The organism is Nocardiopsis sp. TRM 82005 (assembly GCF_056312425.1).
Genome location: NZ_JBWDTQ010000024.1, coordinates 18,999 through 36,360, shown reverse-complemented (window position 1 = coordinate 36,360; position 17,362 = coordinate 18,999). Strand labels below are relative to the sequence as shown.

13 protein-coding genes are annotated in these 17,362 nt (G+C 70.6%); 12 read left to right on the top strand and 1 reads right to left on the bottom strand.

Annotated elements, in window-relative coordinates:
* Positions 1–49: 49 nt before the first annotated feature.
* The 11 genes from AC0T5L_RS19380 (at position 50) to AC0T5L_RS19330 (ending at position 10,368) form a co-directional block, all read left to right on the top strand.
* Positions 50–472 (top strand): CD225/dispanin family protein, encoded by a 423-nt coding sequence (locus AC0T5L_RS19380; RefSeq protein WP_476166859.1) that lies wholly within the window; start codon positions 50–52, stop codon positions 470–472.
* A 103-nt stretch (positions 473–575) separates the two neighbouring features.
* Complete coding sequence (locus AC0T5L_RS19375; RefSeq protein ID WP_476166858.1) at positions 576–1,082, top strand: DUF2752 domain-containing protein; 507 nt, start codon at positions 576–578, stop codon at positions 1,080–1,082.
* A gap of 92 nt (positions 1,083–1,174) precedes the next feature.
* Positions 1,175–1,546 (top strand): CD225/dispanin family protein, encoded by a 372-nt coding sequence (locus tag AC0T5L_RS19370; protein WP_476166857.1) that lies wholly within the window; start codon positions 1,175–1,177, stop codon positions 1,544–1,546.
* A 223-nt stretch (positions 1,547–1,769) separates the two neighbouring features.
* Entirely contained in the window at positions 1,770–2,576 is an 807-nt protein-coding gene (trpC, locus tag AC0T5L_RS19365) for an indole-3-glycerol phosphate synthase TrpC (protein ID WP_476166856.1), read from the top strand.
* 214 nt (positions 2,577–2,790) lie between these two features.
* Entirely contained in the window at positions 2,791–4,008 is a 1,218-nt protein-coding gene (gene trpB / locus AC0T5L_RS19360; protein WP_476166855.1) for a tryptophan synthase subunit beta, read from the top strand.
* Positions 4,008–4,826 (top strand): tryptophan synthase subunit alpha, encoded by an 819-nt coding sequence (gene trpA / locus AC0T5L_RS19355; protein WP_476166854.1) that lies wholly within the window; start codon positions 4,008–4,010, stop codon positions 4,824–4,826. Before trpB ends, trpA begins: the two co-directional genes overlap by 1 nt.
* Before the next feature lie 366 nt (positions 4,827–5,192).
* Positions 5,193–5,711, top strand: a complete 519-nt coding sequence (locus tag AC0T5L_RS19350; RefSeq protein ID WP_476166853.1) for a MauE/DoxX family redox-associated membrane protein — start codon at positions 5,193–5,195, stop codon at positions 5,709–5,711.
* A gap of 57 nt (positions 5,712–5,768) precedes the next feature.
* Entirely contained in the window at positions 5,769–6,749 is a 981-nt protein-coding gene (locus tag AC0T5L_RS19345; protein WP_476166852.1) for a DsbA family protein, read from the top strand.
* Positions 6,750–6,802: 53 nt separating this feature from the next.
* The gene (lgt, locus tag AC0T5L_RS19340) at positions 6,803–7,912 is read left to right on the top strand and encodes a prolipoprotein diacylglyceryl transferase (RefSeq protein WP_476166851.1); all 1,110 of its coding nucleotides are present in this window, start codon (positions 6,803–6,805) and stop codon (positions 7,910–7,912) included.
* Between the two features lie 98 nt (positions 7,913–8,010).
* Positions 8,011–9,225: a hypothetical protein gene (locus AC0T5L_RS19335; protein WP_476166850.1), complete on the top strand. Its 1,215-nt coding sequence runs from the start codon at positions 8,011–8,013 to the stop codon at positions 9,223–9,225.
* 153 nt (positions 9,226–9,378) lie between these two features.
* Entirely contained in the window at positions 9,379–10,368 is a 990-nt protein-coding gene (locus tag AC0T5L_RS19330; RefSeq protein WP_476166849.1) for a hypothetical protein, read from the top strand.
* Between the two features lie 99 nt (positions 10,369–10,467).
* Here AC0T5L_RS19330 and AC0T5L_RS19325 read toward each other — a convergent pair whose 3' ends face one another.
* The gene (locus AC0T5L_RS19325) at positions 10,468–12,144 is read right to left on the bottom strand and encodes a bis-aminopropyl spermidine synthase family protein (protein ID WP_476166848.1); all 1,677 of its coding nucleotides are present in this window, start codon (positions 12,142–12,144) and stop codon (positions 10,468–10,470) included.
* 586 nt (positions 12,145–12,730) lie between these two features.
* Here AC0T5L_RS19325 and gltB point away from each other — a divergent pair.
* Entirely contained in the window at positions 12,731–17,335 is a 4,605-nt protein-coding gene (gene gltB, locus AC0T5L_RS19320) for a glutamate synthase large subunit (RefSeq protein ID WP_476166847.1), read from the top strand.
* Positions 17,336–17,362: the final 27 nt, after the last annotated feature.

Sequence of the window (17,362 nt, the reverse complement as noted above, 5' to 3'; positions counted from 1 at the left end):
CGGTGCGCCTCACAAACCCCTTGTTCGCTTTCTGAAAGTTGTACCGAGTATGAGTTATGGTCCCCCGCCCCCAGGCAACCCCGGCCCGCCGCCCCCCGGCGGCGGTTACGGCCCGCCCGGTGGCGGCTACGGCCCGCCCAGCGGCGGTTACGGTCCTCCCGGTGGCGGCTACGGCGGCGTGCCCAGCGGCCCTCCGCCGGACAACGGCCTGGTCTGGGCCATCGTCGCCATCTTCTGCTGCTGGCCCTTCGCCATCCCCGGCATCGTCAGCGCCACCAAGGTCAACGACCTGTGGAACCGCGGTGACCAGGCCGGCGCCATGGAGGCCCAGGCCCAGGCCAAGAAGTGGACCAAGATCGCCTTCATCTGCGGCGGTATCCTGTGGGTGCTCGTCATCGGCTTCTACGTCCTGCTTTTCCTCATCGGACTCGGCGCCGCGGCCAGCGCCCCTCCCTCCACCACCACGGGCTAGAGACAACCGGTAGGGCCCGGCCCCACCGTGCTTCGTCTGCCCCCGAACGCCTGGCGTTCGGGGGCAGAACCCTGTTCGTCCCCCGACCCCGTAGGCTGGTCCCGTGCACCCAAGCGAACCCCCTGAGAGCGTTCGGCCCGAGGCACCCGCCGCCCCCTCGCGGACCAAACGCCTCGAACAGCGGCTCCAGGCACTACCCCCGGTCGTGTGGCCCGCGGGGCTGGGCGCCCTCGGGCTTCTCGGAGCCACCCTCCTCCACTTCGTGGACCCCAACGAGCCCGGCAACTACCCCACATGTCCCTGGCTGCTGCTCACCGGCACCTTCTGCCCCGGATGCGGCAGCATGCGCGCGATCGCTCTGCTCACCCACGGCGACGTCCTCGGCTCCATCAGCATGAACCCCCTGGCGTGGCTGCTGCTGCCCTACGTCGCGGTGACCTACACGCTCTGGCTGGTCCGGACGGTCCGGCCGCCCACGAAACCGCCCAAGCTCACACCGGGCTGGTTCCTGTGGGGACTCCTCATCGTCATCACCGGGCACTGGGTCCTGCGCAACCTGCCCTGGTTCTCCTTCCTGGCACCCGGCGTCCCGCTGTTCCCGGGCTGGTAGCCGGAACCAGAAAGGGCTCCGCCAAGTCTGACCAGTCGAGCGCGGATCTAGCGTGAGACGAAGAGGCACCACGTCCCGGAAGGTGTGACCACATGAGCTACGGACCCCCGCCCGCCGGCGGTTACGGCCCCCCCGGCGGCTACGGCGGCCCGCCCGGATACGGCGGTCCGCCGTCCGGGGAGCCGCCCAAGACCTACCTCGTGCACAACATCCTCGGCATCCTCAGCTGCATGCCGGTCATCGGCGTCATCGGCCTGGTCTTCTCCCTCCAGGTCACCAGCAAGTGGCACATGGGGGACTACCTGAGCGCCGAGTCCTCGGCCCAGGTCGCCAAGACCATGGGCATCATCAGCCTGGTGCTCTTCATCATCGGCGCCGCCTTCCTCGTGCTCTACTTGGGGTTCTTCCTCCTGATGTTCGTCTTCGGGATGACCGCCACCGCCGTGGAGACCACCACCCATTGACCCTGGCCCCGCCCCGCGAACCGGGACGAAGCGCTCCCTTTCCCTCCGCGTCCTCCGTTCCCCACGGAGTGTCACGCGGGGGCGGCGGCTCCGCGGTCCCGACGGGTGGATACGATGACCAGCGACACGGTGCGGCGGCGGTGTCCGGTCCCGCCGCACGATCGCGGGCCCGCCCCAGGGGCCACCCCGCGACCGGCCCACTTTCACGAGGGAGCAGTAACTGGTGAGCGTGCTCGACGAGATCCTCGACGGAGTACGCGCTGACCTGGCGCAGCGGCAGGAGGACCTCCCCCTGGACCGCCTCAAGGCCCAGGCCGGAGCGGTGCCCACTCCGCAGGACGCCGAAGCCGCCCTGCGGCGCCCCGGCGTGCACGTCATCGCTGAGGTCAAGCGGTCCAGCCCTTCCAAGGGCCCCCTCGCGGCCATCGCCGACCCCGCGGCCCTGGCCCGCGACTACGAGGCCGGCGGCGCCACCCTGATCAGCGTCCTCACCGAGCAGCGCCGCTTCAGCGGCAGCCTCGCCGACCTACAGGACGTCCACCAGGCGGTCGAGACCCCGCTGCTGCGCAAGGACTTCGTGGTCAGCTCCTACCAGCTGTGGGAAGCCCGCGTCTTCGGCGCCTCCGCCGTTCTCCTGATCGTCGCTGCCCTACCCCAGGAGGCCCTGGTGTCCCTGGTCGAGCGGGCCCGCTCGCTGGACCTGATGCCCCTGGTGGAGGTCCACGACGAGGAGGAGATCTCCCGCGCCCTGGACGCCGGGGCCACCGTCATCGGCGTCAACGCGCGCGACCTCAAGACCCTGGAGGTGGACCGGGACACCTTCTCCCGGCTCGCCCCGCTCATCCCCTCCGACGTCGTCAAGATCGCCGAGTCCGGAGTACGCGGCCCGCACGACCTGCTGGCCTACGCCGGCGCCGGCGCCGGCGCCGTCCTGGTCGGCGAGAGCCTCGTCCGCGGCGGGAACCCGCGCGAGGCCGTCGCCGACCTGGTGACCGCCGGAGCCCACCCCGCTCTGCGGGACCGTAACTAGGGGCAGCCCGATGGGAACGAAGACACAGCACCTCAGACGCCGATGGCGATGGCTCTAGGGAGCCCGCGAACGTGAGCCGCGGGCTCCCGAGGCCGCGTTGACCCACAGCACGAACGCGCCGCCGGAGCCAGGCGGCGCACAGCCGGTCGGCGCGCGGACCCCGCGGCGCAAGGTCCGGGGGAGTCCCGCGGTCGGCCCTTCCAGGAGAACTCCCATGAGCCACGACCAACCACTGCCCGACCCGCACGGGCACTACGGCCGCTTCGGCGGCCGCTTCGCACCCGAGGCACTCATCGCCGCTCTCGACGAGGTCGCCTCCGAGTGGGAGAAGGCCAAGCAGGACCCCCAGTACCAGGCCGAGCTCGCCGAACTGCTCAAGGACTACACCGGGCGCCCCAGCGCCCTGAGCGAGGCCCGCAACTTCTCCGAGCACTGCGGCGGCGCCCGCGTCCTGCTCAAACGCGAGGACCTCAACCACACCGGCTCACACAAGATCAACAACGTGCTCGGCCAGGCCCTGCTCACCAAACGCATGGGCAAGACCCGCGTCATCGCTGAGACCGGCGCCGGACAGCACGGCGTGGCCACCGCCACCGCCTGCGCCCTGCTCGGCCTGGACTGCGTGATCTACATGGGCGAGGAGGACACCCGCCGCCAGGCGCTCAACGTCGCCCGTATGCGCATGCTCGGCGCCGAGGTCGTCCCCGTCACCATCGGCAGCCGCACCCTCAAGGACGCCATCAACGAGGCGTTCCGCGACTGGGTCGCCAACGTCGACCGCACCCACTACCTTTTCGGTACCGTCGCAGGCCCGCACCCCTTCCCCAAACTGGTGCGCGACCTGCACTTCGTCGTCGGCGCCGAGGCCCGCGAACAGGTCCTGGAGCGCATCGGCAGGCTGCCCGACGCGGTGGCCGCGTGCGTGGGCGGCGGCTCCAACGCCATGGCGGTCTTCGCGGCCTTCATCCCCGACGAGGAGGTGGCCCTGTACGGCTTCGAAGCCGGAGGAGAGGGCGCCCGGACCTCCCGTACCGCAGCCTCCATCACCGCGGGCAGCCCCGGCGTCTTCCACGGGGCGCGCACCTTCGTGCTCCAGGACGAGTACGGGCAGACCCTGCCCAGCCACTCCATCTCCGCCGGACTCGACTACCCGGCGGTGGGGCCCGAACACGCCCACCTCGCCGACACCGGCCGCGCCACCTACGAGCCGGTCACCGACGCCGAGGCCATGGAGGCCTTCCGGCTGCTGTGCCGCACCGAGGGCATCATCCCGGCGATCGAGAGCGCGCACGCCCTGGCGGGCGCCCGCAAACTCGGCGAGCGCCTCGGCCCGGACTCCGTCATCCTGGTGAACCTCTCCGGGCGCGGAGACAAGGACGTTGACACCGCGGCCGCCTACTTCGGCCTCGTGGACTCGGAGGGACAGGCGTGATGACCGCTACCGCACTGCAAACCAGGATCGCCGACGCCCGCCGGGCCGGGCGGGCCGCGCTGATCGGCTACCTGCCCGCCGGGTTCCCCGACGTGGAGTCCTCGATCAAGGTCATCGAGGCCATGGTGGAGGGGGGATGCGACGTCATCGAGGTCGGCCTGCCCTACTCCGACCCCATGATGGACGGCCCCACCATCCAGCGCGCCGCGGACCGGGCCCTGGCGGCCGGAACCACCACCGACGACGTGTTCCGCGTGGTCGAGGCCACCGCCGCCACCGGTGCCGCAGCCGTGGTCATGTCCTACTGGAACCCGATCGAGCGCTACGGCGTGGAACGCTTCACCGCCGGCCTGGCCAAGGCGGGCGGGGCCGGGGCGATCACCCCCGACCTCATCCCCGAGGAGGCCGACGAGTGGGTCGCCGCCTCCACCGCATCCGGACTGGACCGGGTCTTCCTGGTCGCGCCCTCCTCCACCGACCAGCGGTTGGCCCTGACCACCGGGGCATGCAGCGGCTTCGTGTACGCGGCCTCGCTGATGGGCGTGACCGGCACACGTACCCAGGTCGCCGACACCGCGGCCGATCTGGTGCGGCGCACCCGGGAGGTGACCCGCGACTCCGATCTGCCGATCTGTGTGGGCCTGGGCATCTCCACGGCCGCCCAGGCCGCCGAGGTCGCCGCCTACGCCGACGGGGTGATCGTCGGGGCCGGGTTCTGCCAGCGGGTCCTGGACGCGCCGGACCTGGAGACCGGGATCATCGCGGTCCGCTCCTTCGCCGAGGAACTGGCGGCGGGGGTGCGCTCGGGCCGCGGCTGAGCCCAGAGGGGCGCCACTGCACCCCGGCACCGGCGGGAGGCCGTTCCCCAACGGGGAGCGGCCTCCCGCCGTGTCGCCTCCACCGCCTTCCCCTGTTCGTGGCCACGGCGGGCAAAGGCACGGTTAGAAGGGTGAGAATCGGGTGAGAGGTCGTCTCCAGGGCCGCCGGCAAGCCAAGCCTCCGCGCCGGGACGTCCGGTGGTGTGATGGAGGTGCCCGCCGTCCGGGGGCACCGACCGCTTCGCCTCGGATCCAGGGCCCAGCGTCACCTACTCACTACAACCAGTAGGATCTGACGCGACACGTAGAGCTATCGAGTGAACACCGAAAGCGACACTCTGCCCCTAGGCCCCGAAGGCACACGCAATGGACACACCCGACCAGATCTCCGCCCCCGCCCCTGGTCCCGCACACGGATCGCGTTGGGCCACCGTCCAACCCTGGCTCACCCTCGCCTGCCGGGTCGGACTGGCCGCCGTCCTCGTCTACGCCGCCGTCTCCAAACTCCCCCCGGCCCTGTCCGTCCAGGCGGTCGAGGCCTACGACCTCTTCCCCGTGGAGATCGCCCGGCTCATCGGCTACACCCTCCCCCTGTTCGAACTCGCCCTGGCCGTCCTGCTCCTGGTCGGACTCGCCACCCGCTACGTCGGGGCCGTCAGCGCACTGCTCATGGTCGTCTTCATCGCCGGGGTCGTCTCGGCCATGGCCCGGGGACTGAACATCGACTGCGGCTGCTTCGGCGGAGGCGGTCAGGTCGAACCGGGGGAGACCACGTACGGACTCTCCATCGCCCGCGACATCGCCTTCGCGGCCATGGGCGCCCTCATCGCGGTGTGGCCCCGTTCACCCTTCGCCATCGACCGCGCCATCGGCCTGTTCCGGTGACCCCGGCACAACCCACCCACCGGCCGACCGTATCCAGCACCAGAAACAGGGGAAAGCATGGGGAGTGAAGCGCGCAAGCGCTCCCGCGAGAGGATCAGGGAACAGAGGGAGAAGGAGAAGCGGGCGGCCAAACGCAACAAGACCCTCCTCGTCGTCGGCGGCGCCGCCGCGGTGGTCCTGCTCATCGTCGGCATCGGCTACCTCGTGTTCAACGCCGACCGCAGGAGCGCCGAGTACGAGGGCGCCCTGGCACCGCGGGTCCTACAGGAGGACGGCAGCGTCGTCATGGCCCAGGAGGGGGCCCAGGCACCCGTCGTCGAGGTCTACGCCGACTACCAGTGCCCCGCCTGCCGCCAGTTCGAGCTGCTCAACGGCGACGTCCTCAAGGAGAACGCCGCCGAGGGCCGGGCCATCGTCCACTACCGGCCGGTGAGCATCTTCGCCGAACGGCCCGCGCCGATCAGCAGCAACTCGCTGCGCGGTGGGGCCGCCGCCCGCGCCGCCGCCGACCACGGCCGCTTCGTCCAGTACAACGACATCCTCTTCGAGAACCAGCCGACCGAGGGCGAGGAGGGCTTCACCCCAGACGACCTCAAGGAGTGGTTCGGCGACACCGACCCCTCCGACGAGCAGCAGGAGCAGTTCAACCAGCGCGTGGACGAGGAGGACGCCGTGGTCACCGAGTTCACCGGGGAGTTCTTCCCCGCTCTGACCGAGGACGCCGTGGAGCAGATCGGCGAGGAGAACATGGGCACCATGGTCCTGTCCGACCTTCTCGCCTGGGGTGCCGACCACGGCCACGACCCCTCGTTCCTGGAGGGCACCTACACGGGCCAGATCATCGAGGCCACCGGGAACGCCTACACTCGCTACAGCGGAGACAACGCGTTCCGGGCGACTCCCTCCGTCTACGTCAACGGCGAGTTGCTCGACAACAACACCTCCATGACCGCCCAGGGCCTCAACGAGGCGATCGCCTCAGCGGAACCCGGCGAGGTCGACACCCAGCCCATGGGCGACGGGGGTGGCGCGGAGTAGCACCCTGAAGACACCCCCGCACGCGGGGCGAACCCGAGAGCAGACCAGTGACATTGTCGTCGACAGCTTCCGAGGGCGCGGTCGAGTTCGGCCGTGCCCTCGCGGCCATCCCCAGCCCCCAGGTCAACTCCATCCCGATCGGGCCGCTGCAAATCCACTTCTACGCCCTGTGCATCCTCGCCGGGGTCATCGTCGCGGTGCTGTGGAGCGAGCGCAGGTGGGCCGCCATGGGAGGTGAGAAGGGCACCATCATGGACATGGCCGTGTGGGCCGTGGTCCTGGGCCTGGTCGGCGGCCGTCTCTACCACGTCATCAGCGACGCCCAGCTGTACTTCGGCGAGGGCCGCGAACCCATCCGCGCCCTGTACGTGTGGGAGGGCGGCCTCGGCATCTGGGGCGCCGTCCCCATGGGCGCCCTGGGCGTGTGGCTGGTGGCGCGCAAGCGCGGCCTGTCCATGTCCAAGCTCTCCTTCGCCATCGCCCCCACCCTCCCCCTGGCCCAGGCCCTCGGCCGTTGGGGCAACTACTTCAACCAGGAACTGTTCGGGCGGCCCACCGACCTGCCCTGGGCCGTGGAGATCACGCCCTACCCCGAGGGGCACCTGCGCCCCGGCATGGAACTCGGCGTCAGCACCTACCACCCCACCTTCCTCTACGAGTCGCTGTGGTGCCTGCTCCTGACGGTGCTGCTGGTCTGGGCCGGCCGCCGCTACGAGAACGCCCTCCAGGGCGGGCGCCTGTTCGCCCTCTACGTCATGGGCTACTGCGTCGGCCGGTTCTGGATCGAGTACCTGCGCGTGGACCCGGCCAACGACTTCTTCGGCATGCGCCTGAACAACTGGACCTCCATCCTGGTCCTCCTCGCCGCGCTGGCCTACTTCCTGTGGGCGGGCCGCCGCATGGACTCCTTCTCCAGCTCCGTCGTCCCCCACGGCCACGACGCCGGGACCCAGGTGTTCGGCCCCACATCCGACAGCGGAACCACCGACGACAGCACGGTTTACAGCGCTCTGGACAGCGAGGAATCGCGGGTTGGGACGTCCAGCACCAGTTCGGAGGGGGCGGGGACGGAATACCACCCGAGCCCTGAGCGATCTAATAGCGAGGGCTCGACCGAGCGGGAAGCCGAAGAGGGCACCGATCCCGGGGAGAAGCCCGAGTAGCCACAGGAAAGCCCCGTGAACCGGCCGTGTCCGGACACGGATCTGGGCGCCCCCTGTCACCTTCCGAGCAGACCACGGGTTGACGATTGAGAAAGACCGTGAGCAGAGCTGAGTCCGGGTACGGCCGCGCGGGCCGTCGCGGCGGTACACGCCGCGACGAGCGCACCTACACCGAGGACCACGCCGACGACTACGGCCGGGACGAGCACCAGGACGGGTACGACCCCGAGGAGGACTTCTCCGCGGAGTACGGACACACCCGCCCCGCCGACCCCGGCGACCGTGACGACGCCTACGTCGGCGACCGTGACGACGCCTTCGACGAGGAGCAGACCGGGGCCGAGGGCACCGGCCGCTCCTCGCGCCGCAGGAGCAGGGGCCGCGGAAACCGTGCCGCCGGCGCTTCCCGCCGCAGGGCCTCCGGCAACGGGCGCGCCGGGATGGACAAGGTCTCGGCCTTCTCGGCCTCCGCCATCAAGAGGGTGTCGGTCCTGGGCGACCGGCCCAACCAGATCGTGTACACCCTCGCCGAGCAGAGCAAGCGCAAGCGCGGTACCGCCGTGCTGGGCGTGCTGCTCGGAGCGTTCAGCCTCGCCCTGGTGTCCCTGCTGGGCCTACTGTCCTACCAGCTCTTCGCCGCTCCCGGCGGCAGCACCGCGGATGGTGAGGACTCGGTCGTGGCACCGCCGGACGGGCACAGCACCCTCACTCCGGAGATGTACCTGTCCGAGCCCAACCGCGAGGACACGTTCGGCCCCATCAACGAGCGGCCCGAGGGCGCCGAGCCGATGACCGAGGACGCCGTGTTCGGCGCGGTCAACGAGATCGGGCTGGACGACATGGAGCTGGAGCTGCGCCAGGGCTCGATCACCGACTCCTGCACCTCCCTGGTGTGGGGCGAGGAACTGGGGCAGAGCCTCATCGACGCCAACTGCACCCAGGCGGCCTCGGGCGTGTACACCGACGCCAACGAGCAGCACGTCGCGCAGTACACCCTGTTCGACCTGGCCAACGCCGAGGAGGCCGCCGAGGTCGAGCGGGCGCTGGACCCGACCAACGCCGAGAGCGGCGCCGGGTTCCTGCTGACCCAGACCGGCGACGAGGTCCCCGGCCTACAGGACGGCTACAGCCAGGCCAACTCCCAGGTCATGGGCCACTACCTGGCCGTGTTCTGGGTGGCCGACACCGACGGCTCCCAGCCCGGCGACAACACGGACATGGCGACCCTGAGCGTGGCCTCCATGAACGCGGCGCGCTACGTCTACGAAGAGGTCGTCTCGGTGGAACAGGCGGCGGAGCAGAGCGCGGAGTAGCCTGTCCCGCCTTGTCGGACGCCCCGATAGGATCTCGGACAGACCGGCCCGCCCACAGGGCCGTACCAGGCACGGCGAGAGGCCGGTCTGCCGAAAACGACCGGTCCGGTCCACGCAGGTGGGCCGGACCGCATCCTAGGAAAGGTCCACTGGGTGTCCCCTTCTGAACCGTCGGCGTCCGGACCCGCGGGACGTCGGAGGAAGAGCAGTGAGTCCGACGACGCGTCCGCGGAACGCTCCTCCCGGACGAGCGGGCGCCGCCGGACCGGCGGCCGCCGGAAGAAGGAGCCCAAGCGCTCCCTGATCGCGGTCCTGGCCGGAGCGCTCATCGTGGCGCTGATCGCCCTCGGCGCGGTGCTGTACGTACAGCTCGGCGAGGACGAGGACACCGGGCAGGCCGCCCGACAGACCCGTCCGGTCATGTACCGGGTGATCGACGGCGGCGGCATGAACGAGACCCTGGCCACCCGCGAGGCCGACGGCCGCCCCCTCAACGAGGGCGAGCTCTTCGAGAGCCGCAACGCCGAGATCTCCAGCCAGAGCATCGAATTCACGCTGCGCGACTCGGAGCTGACCGATGACTGCGCCGCCGCCGTGTGGGGCGAGTCGGCCCGGGCCGCGCTGGCCGAGGCCGACTGCACCCAGGCCGGGCGCGCCACCTACGTCTCCGACGGCTACTTCGGTGTCTCGGCCGTGTTCAACCTGGCTGACACCGAGGGCAGCCGTGCCGTCGCCGCCGCCCTGGCCGAACCCGAGGACGAGGAGGGACAGGAGACCGCGGGTCCCGAGACCGGCTTCGTGCTCGCTCCCTCGGGCGCTGCTCCCTTCGACCGCCTGGGACAGGGCTACAGCGCCAGCGACGCCATCGTCAGCGGCCACTACCTGGTCCTGGTGTGGGTCCAGCCCACCGACTCGGAGTCGGTGGAGGAGCGGGTCAGCCTCTCCAGCCCGCTCGTGGCACTGGCGAACTTCCGCGATCCGCTCTACCGGCGGATGGTGCAGCTCGACGACTCCGACGCCGGATCCGGGGACACCACGGGGGAGGGCGGCACCGGCACTGGGGAGACGGACACCGGCGGTACCGGCACGGGCGGTACCGGCACCGGGGAGACCGGCACGGGCGGCGCCGCCGGCACCGGCTGACACGCGTTCGCCCTCAGAGGGCCCTGAGGACTCCTCCTCCGGGCCCTCTTTCCGTGTTCCCCCGACGCCCGACGGCGATGCTCTTGCCCGGTCACCGCGCTAGACCGGTGCCTGCGCTCTGGCGATGAGATCGGCGGCCACATCCCGCAGCTCACCGAAACGGTGCTCGGGCAGGTCCAACAAGGTGTTCCCGCACACCCACCGCGGAGCCGCGGCCACCGCATGACGCGCGGTGCGCTTGTTGATGGGGCTCTCCCGCCGCGCCGCGACCTCCACCAGCCCGGTCCGCAGAGTCGTCGTGAGCTTGCCGTGCGCCCGCTCCTGTACGTGGACCAACAGCCTCTCCACCGCCGAGTCCGGCTCCGGGCGCCGGGTCAGCCGCACCGCCGTCAGGTCGTTCGCACCGAACCCGCGCAGGAACCGCACACGGAAACGCGGCTCCACCAGGGCACGCAACCCCCGCTGGCCCGCCTCATCGCGCACACACCCCGCCGACGAGGGCACCAGTACGTACACCGTGTCCCCGGTGGCCGCCAGCGCGGTGCGCGCCGCCAGCCGCTCCCACCCGCCAGTGAGATTGACCACCGAGCACCCGCTGTCGCTGGTGGGCGCGTCCATCCACGTGGACAGGCGCACCCGGCCCGACTCCGCCACCTGCCGCGGCCACTCGCCCACCAACGTGGGCTCCCGCCCCTCACCGGCCTCCTCGACCACCCGGTCGAGCACGGCGCGGGCCCGGTCCGCGTCCAGACCGCCCCGGGCCTCCTTGGCGTTGCTCCCCTGGCTGTACACGCGCGCGGCCTCCCCCGAAGACCCGGGCAGGGTGCGCGACAGAGGCCGCAACACATACAGATCCGAGGCGGCACCGATCGACTCGGCCCCGTGGTAGCGGTTGAAGTCCGGCCACACCGCCTCCATCAGCACGTCCATCCGAGTCAGCCGCGCCTGGGTGGCCGCGGCCAGCCTCGGGGTGGTCTCGCTGGCGCCGTAGGCCACCAGCACACGGCCCCGACGCGGGTCGGCCATCCCCTCCACACCACGTCGCACGAACAACTCCACCCCGTCCGGGGTGTAGGGCGGATCGGTGAACACCACGTCCGCGCAGCCGCGCACAGCGGACGGCAGGCCCAGGCGCAGATCAGCGGCGTGGGTACGCACCGGCACCCCCAGGGAGGCGGCCAGGGCGTCGATGTGGGCCATCACACGCTCGTCGATGTCCACCACCTCCGCCCGGGTCCCCGGACAGACCAGGGCCAGCGCGATCGAGGTCAGGTCGTGGTCGCCCACGCACAGCAGGGTGCGGTCACGCAGGTCGAAACGGGTGGACAACAGCAGAGCGCGGCGCAGCGCCGTCTCGGCGGTCGCGGACACGTGGTCCAGGTCCAGGTCGGAGGCGGGTCCCTCGGTCATGGCGCGCACCAGTTCGGCCATGGCCCGGGTGTGCTGGGGGAGCAGGTGGGCCACCGGGTCGGCCAGTTCCTCGGCGGCGGCCGCACCGGCGTAGTCCATGGGACGGGCCAAACGCACACGGCCCTGTCCGCCGCCGGTCTCGGCGACCACCTCACCGGCCTCCAGCAGGCTCCCGACCAGAGCGGACACGAGCGTGTGCGCCACGCCACTGTCCCGCACCAGATCGCCCGCGCCCCACCAACGGCCGTCCGAGAGCAGCGCCAGCACACGGCGCAGCCGGGGCGCGTCCACACCATGGTCGCGCAGCAGCCGGAACGCGGGCTCGGGAAGGGGAGGGGCGCTCTCGCCCGGAGGAATCGGGTGCATGTGCTGATCGTCCCACGCGCGGCGGGGTGCCTGTCGGCGGACAACACGCAGGTCGGAAGGTTCACCACCGATGAGGGGCAGATCACTCCACAATGGACTCCCGTCCCCCTTGGGAGCACGGTTAACACCGGGGTAATGTGAGGAAGCGGTGCACCACACCCGCATGCCCGGAGTGAGGACTCCGACCCCCGCGGTCGGCGCTCCGCCACCTCGGGAGGTTTAGCGGGACTCCCTTGTGGAAAAACCGGCTAGGCCAGCCCTCCTCGGGACCCGCCCAGAGGGGCCGTGCCCGCACCCGCGAAGGCGGCACGAACGGCGACCAACGGCGCACCGCAGCGCCACATGGTCTAGACCTGCGATTACCGTCGCGGCTGGACCGGCATGTATAAGGGAACCTGCCCGTTACGGGCGACCCCCGCCACCGGCGGCCACGAGGACGTGGCCGCACAACGGAGGCGGACACGGCACAGCCCACACGACGGGAACCGCCGCACACGCGGCACCACAACTTCATCCGCACGCAGCAGGGCCAATGTCGTCCCGGATGCGCTTTTCACGAAGCCAACGAAAGACGACAGGAGGGTAGATGCCTGCTGGCCAGGTGCGGCGTTCGTCCGTCCGAACGAACGCGGAAACCACTTCCCAGGGCCTGTACGACCCCGCCTTCGAGCACGACGCCTGCGGTGTGGGCTTCGTCGCCGACCTCACTGGACGTCGTAGCCACTCCATTGTCGAGAAGGCGCTGACCGTACTCCGCAACCTCGACCACCGCGGTGCCTCCGGCGCCGACCCCGACGACGGAGACGGCGCGGGTATCCTCACCCAGGTCCCGCACGAGCTCTACACCGAGGTCTGCGACTTCCCGCTTCCCGAGGCGGGCGCCTACGCCACCGGTATCGGCTTCCTGCCCGCCGACGCCACCGAGCGCGCCACCGCCATCGAGCGCATCAACACCATCGTCGCCGACGAGGGCCTGACCCTGCTGGGCTGGCGCGACCTGCCCTTCGAGCCCCGGTACAGCGGCCCCGCCGCCCGCCAGGTCATGCCCCACTTCGGGCAGCTCTTCATCACCGGCCGCCAGGGCACGGCCACCGAAGGCCTGACCGGTATCGACCTGGAGCGCCACGCCTACTGCGTGCGCAAGCGCGCCGAACACGAGACCGACGTCTACTTCCCGAGCCTGTCCCCGCGCACCATCGCCTACAAGGGCATGCTCACCACCCCGCAGCTGGAGCCGTTCTTCCCCGACCTGTCCGACCGGCGCTTCACCTCCGGCCTGGCCCTGGTCCACTCCCGCTTCTCCACCAACACGTTCCCGTCCTGGCCGCTCGCCCACCCGTACCGCTACGTCGCGCACAACGGCGAGATCAACACCGTCAAGGGCAACCGGAACATGATGCGGGCACGCGAGGCCAAGCTCGCCACCGACCTCATCCCCGGCCGTCTAGACCGGATCTTCCCCATCGTCGACCCCGACGACTCCGACACCGCCTCCTTCGACGACGCCCTCGAACTGCTCCACCTGGGCGGGCGCTCGCTGCCACACGCGGTGCTCATGATGATCCCCGAGCCCTGGGAGAACCACACCGAGATGGACCCGGCCGTCCGGGCCTTCTACGAGTACCACTCCACCCTCATGGAGCCCTGGGACGGCCCCGCCTCGGTGTCCTTCACCGACGGCACCGTCGTCGGCTCCGTCCTGGACCGCAACGGCCTGCGCCCCGGCCGCTACTGGGTCACCGACGACGGCCTCGTGGTCCTGGCCAGCGAAGCCGGCGTCCTGGACATCGACCCCGCCTCCGTCGTGCGCAAGGGCCGCCTACAGCCCGGCCGCATCTTCGTCGTCGACACCGCCCAAGGGCGCATCATCGAAGACGAGGAGATCAAGGCCGAACTCGCCGCCGAACACCCCTACCAGGAGTGGATCGACTCCGGCGTCCTGCGCCTGGCCGACCTGCCCCGGGCCCAGCCCGCCCCGGTCGCCGAACTCAACCTCGCACAGCAGGTGTTCGGCTACACCGAGGAAGAACTGCGCATCATCCTCACCCCGATGGCCCGCACCGGCGCCGAACCCATCGGGTCCATGGGCACCGACACCCCGGTGGCCGCGCTCTCCGAGCGCTCCCGCCAGCTCTTCGACTACTTCTCGCAGAACTTCGCCCAGGTCACCAACCCGCCCCTGGACGCCATCCGCGAGGAGATGGTCACCAGCCTGGCCACACTCCTGGGCGCCGAAGGAAACCTCCTCGACTCCCACCCGTCGTCCTCCACCACCCTCGACGGACGCCTCCGGCGCAGTTCTCACCCGAACAACACCCAGCGCCTCGTCCTGCCCACCCCGGTCGTCGACCAGGCCGAACTGGCCGCCATCGTCGCCGCGGGCAACGACAACCCGGCGCTGAAGAGCTTCACCGTCGACGGCACCTACCCCGTCGGCGGCGGCGGCGACGCCCTGTCCGCACGCCTGGAGCAGATCAACACCGAGGTCTCGGCCGCCATCGCCGACGGCGCCCACATCCTCGTGCTCAGCGACCGCCGGGCCGACGCCACACGCGCACCCATCCCCTCGCTGCTGCTCACCGGGTCGGTCCACCACCACCTGGTCCGCGAGAAGACCCGCACCGAGGTCGGCCTCCTCGTCGAGGCCGCCGACGTGCGCGAGTGCCACCACCTCGCCCTGCTCATCGGCTACGGCGCCTCCGCCGTCAACCCGTACCTGGCCCTGGCCACCGTCCGCGACATGGTCGAACGCGGCACCCTGGGCGGCATCGACGCCGACCAGGCCGTCCGCAACACCGCCAAGGCCTTCAGCAAGGGCGTACTGAAGGTCATGTCCAAGATCGGCGTGTCCACGATCAGCTCCTACACCGGAGCACAGATCTTCGAAGCCCTCGGCCTGGGCCAGGAAGTCATCGACCGGTGCTTCACCGGCACCATCTCGCGCCTGGGCGGCGTCGGCTTCGACGTCCTCGCCGAAGAGGTCGCCATCCGTCACCGCCGCGCCCACACCGCCAACCCCAACGCCCACCGGCGCCTGGAGGTCGGCGGCGAGTACCAGTGGCGCCGCGAGGGCGAACCGCACCTGTTCAGCCCCGAGACCATCTTCAAGCTCCAGCACTCCGCCCGCACCCGCAAGTACGACATCTTCAAGGAGTACACCTCCAAGATCGACGAGCAGGCCGAGAAGCTCATGACCCTGCGCGGACTCTTCCGCCTCAAGGAGGGCGTGCGCGAACCAGTGCCCGTCGAAGAGGTCGAGCCCGTCTCGGAGATCGTCAAGCGCTTCTCCACCGGCGCCATGTCCTACGGCTCCATCTCCGCCGAGGCCCACCAGACCCTCGCCATCGCGATGAACCGCCTCGGCGGCAAGTCCAACACCGGCGAGGGCGGCGAGGACCCCGACCGCTTCACCCCCGACGCCAACGGGGACCTGCGGCGCAGCGCCATCAAGCAGGTCGCCTCCGGCCGCTTCGGCGTCACCTCGCACTACCTCAGCAACGCCGACGACATCCAGATCAAGATGGCCCAGGGCGCCAAGCCCGGCGAGGGCGGCCAGCTTCCCGGACACAAGGTCTACCCCTGGGTCGCCCAGACCCGCCACTCCACCCCGGGCGTCGGTCTCATCTCCCCGCCGCCGCACCACGACATCTACTCCATCGAGGACCTCGCCCAGCTCATCCACGACCTCAAGAACGCCAACCCGTCCGCGCGGGTTCACGTCAAACTGGTCTCGGAAGCGGGCGTGGGCACCGTCGCCGCCGGCGTGTCCAAGGCACACGCCGACGTCGTCCTCGTCTCCGGGCACGACGGAGGCACCGGCGCCTCGCCGCTGACCTCCCTCAAGCACGCGGGCACCCCCTGGGAACTCGGCCTCGCCGAAACCCAGCAGACCCTGCTGCTCAACGGCCTGCGCGACCGCATCGTCGTCCAGACCGACGGCCAGATGAAGACCGGCCGCGACGTCGTCATCGCCGCCCTGCTCGGCGCCGAGGAGTACGGCTTCGCCACCGCACCCCTCGTCGTCTCCGGCTGCGTCATGATGCGCGTGTGCCACCTCGACACCTGCCCCGTCGGCGTCGCCACCCAGAACCCCGCCCTGCGCGAGAGGTACTCCGGCCAGGCCGACCACGTGGTGAACTTCTTCGAGTTCATCGCCCAGGAAGTCCGCGAATACCTCGCCCAGCTCGGCTTCCGCAGCCTGGACGAGGCCATCGGCGCCGTCAACCTGCTCGACACCGCCGACGCCGTCACCCACTGGAAGGCGCAGGGACTGGACCTGTCACCAGTCCTGCACGAGGTCGAACCCCGAACGGACGACCACCGCCTCCAGCAGCGCAAGCAGGACCACGGCCTGGAGAAGGCCTTGGACAACACCCTCATCCAGCTCAGCGAGGGTGCCCTGGACTTCGGCCAGCCCGTCAGCCTCGAACTGCCCGTACGCAACGTCAACCGCACGGTCGGCACCATGCTCGGGCACGAGGTCACCAAGCGCTACGGCGCCGACGGCCTGCCCGACAACACCATCGACGTGTCCTTCACCGGATCCGCGGGCCAGTCCTTCGGCGCGTTCGTACCCAGGGGCATCACCCTGCGCCTGTCCGGCGACGCCAACGACTACGTCGGCAAGGGCCTCTCCGGCGGACGCATCACCGTGCGCCCCGACGCCGGCTTCCAGCAGGCCGCCGAGAACCACATCATCGCCGGCAACGTCATCGGCTACGGCGCCACCTCCGGCGAGATCCTCCTGCGCGGGGTCGTCGGCGAACGCTTCTGCGTCCGCAACTCCGGCGCCCTGGCCGTCGTCGAGGGCATCGGCGACCACGGCTGCGAGTACATGACCGGCGGCAACGCCGTCATCCTCGGCCGCATCGGCCGCAACTTCGCAGCCGGAATGTCCGGAGGCACCGCCTACGTCCTGGACCTGGACCAGGAGCGCGTCAACACCGGGATGGTCGACATCGAGACCCTCACCGACGAGGACCGCACGTTCCTCACCGACGTCCTCACCCGCCACCACGCCGAAACCGGATCGACCGTCGCCGAACGCCTCCTGGCCGAAGGCGACACAGGACTCGACCGGATCGCCAAGGTCATGCCGCGCGACTACAAGCGCGTACTGCTCGCCCAGGCCGAGGCCGAGCGCGAGGGCCGCGACATCGACGAGGCCGTCATGGCCTCCGCGCAGTCCTGAGCGTCAGCGAACACGAAAGGAGGAAGA

Excerpts from the sequence above, each read along its gene's own strand:
- AC0T5L_RS19380 (WP_476166859.1), top strand. The coding sequence starts at position 50 with ATGAGTTATGGTCCCCCGCCCCCAGGCAACCCCGGCCCGCCGCCCCCC.
- trpB (WP_476166855.1), top strand. The coding sequence starts at position 2,791 with ATGAGCCACGACCAACCACTGCCCGACCCGCACGGGCACTACGGCCGC.
- AC0T5L_RS19350 (WP_476166853.1), top strand. The coding sequence starts at position 5,193 with ATGGACACACCCGACCAGATCTCCGCCCCCGCCCCTGGTCCCGCACAC.
- trpA (WP_476166854.1), top strand. The coding sequence starts at position 4,008 with ATGACCGCTACCGCACTGCAAACCAGGATCGCCGACGCCCGCCGGGCC.
- AC0T5L_RS19345 (WP_476166852.1), top strand. The coding sequence starts at position 5,769 with ATGGGGAGTGAAGCGCGCAAGCGCTCCCGCGAGAGGATCAGGGAACAG.
- AC0T5L_RS19325 (WP_476166848.1), bottom strand. The coding sequence starts at position 12,144 with ATGCACCCGATTCCTCCGGGCGAGAGCGCCCCTCCCCTTCCCGAGCCC.
- AC0T5L_RS19370 (WP_476166857.1), top strand. The coding sequence starts at position 1,175 with ATGAGCTACGGACCCCCGCCCGCCGGCGGTTACGGCCCCCCCGGCGGC.
- gltB (WP_476166847.1), top strand. The coding sequence starts at position 12,731 with ATGCCTGCTGGCCAGGTGCGGCGTTCGTCCGTCCGAACGAACGCGGAA.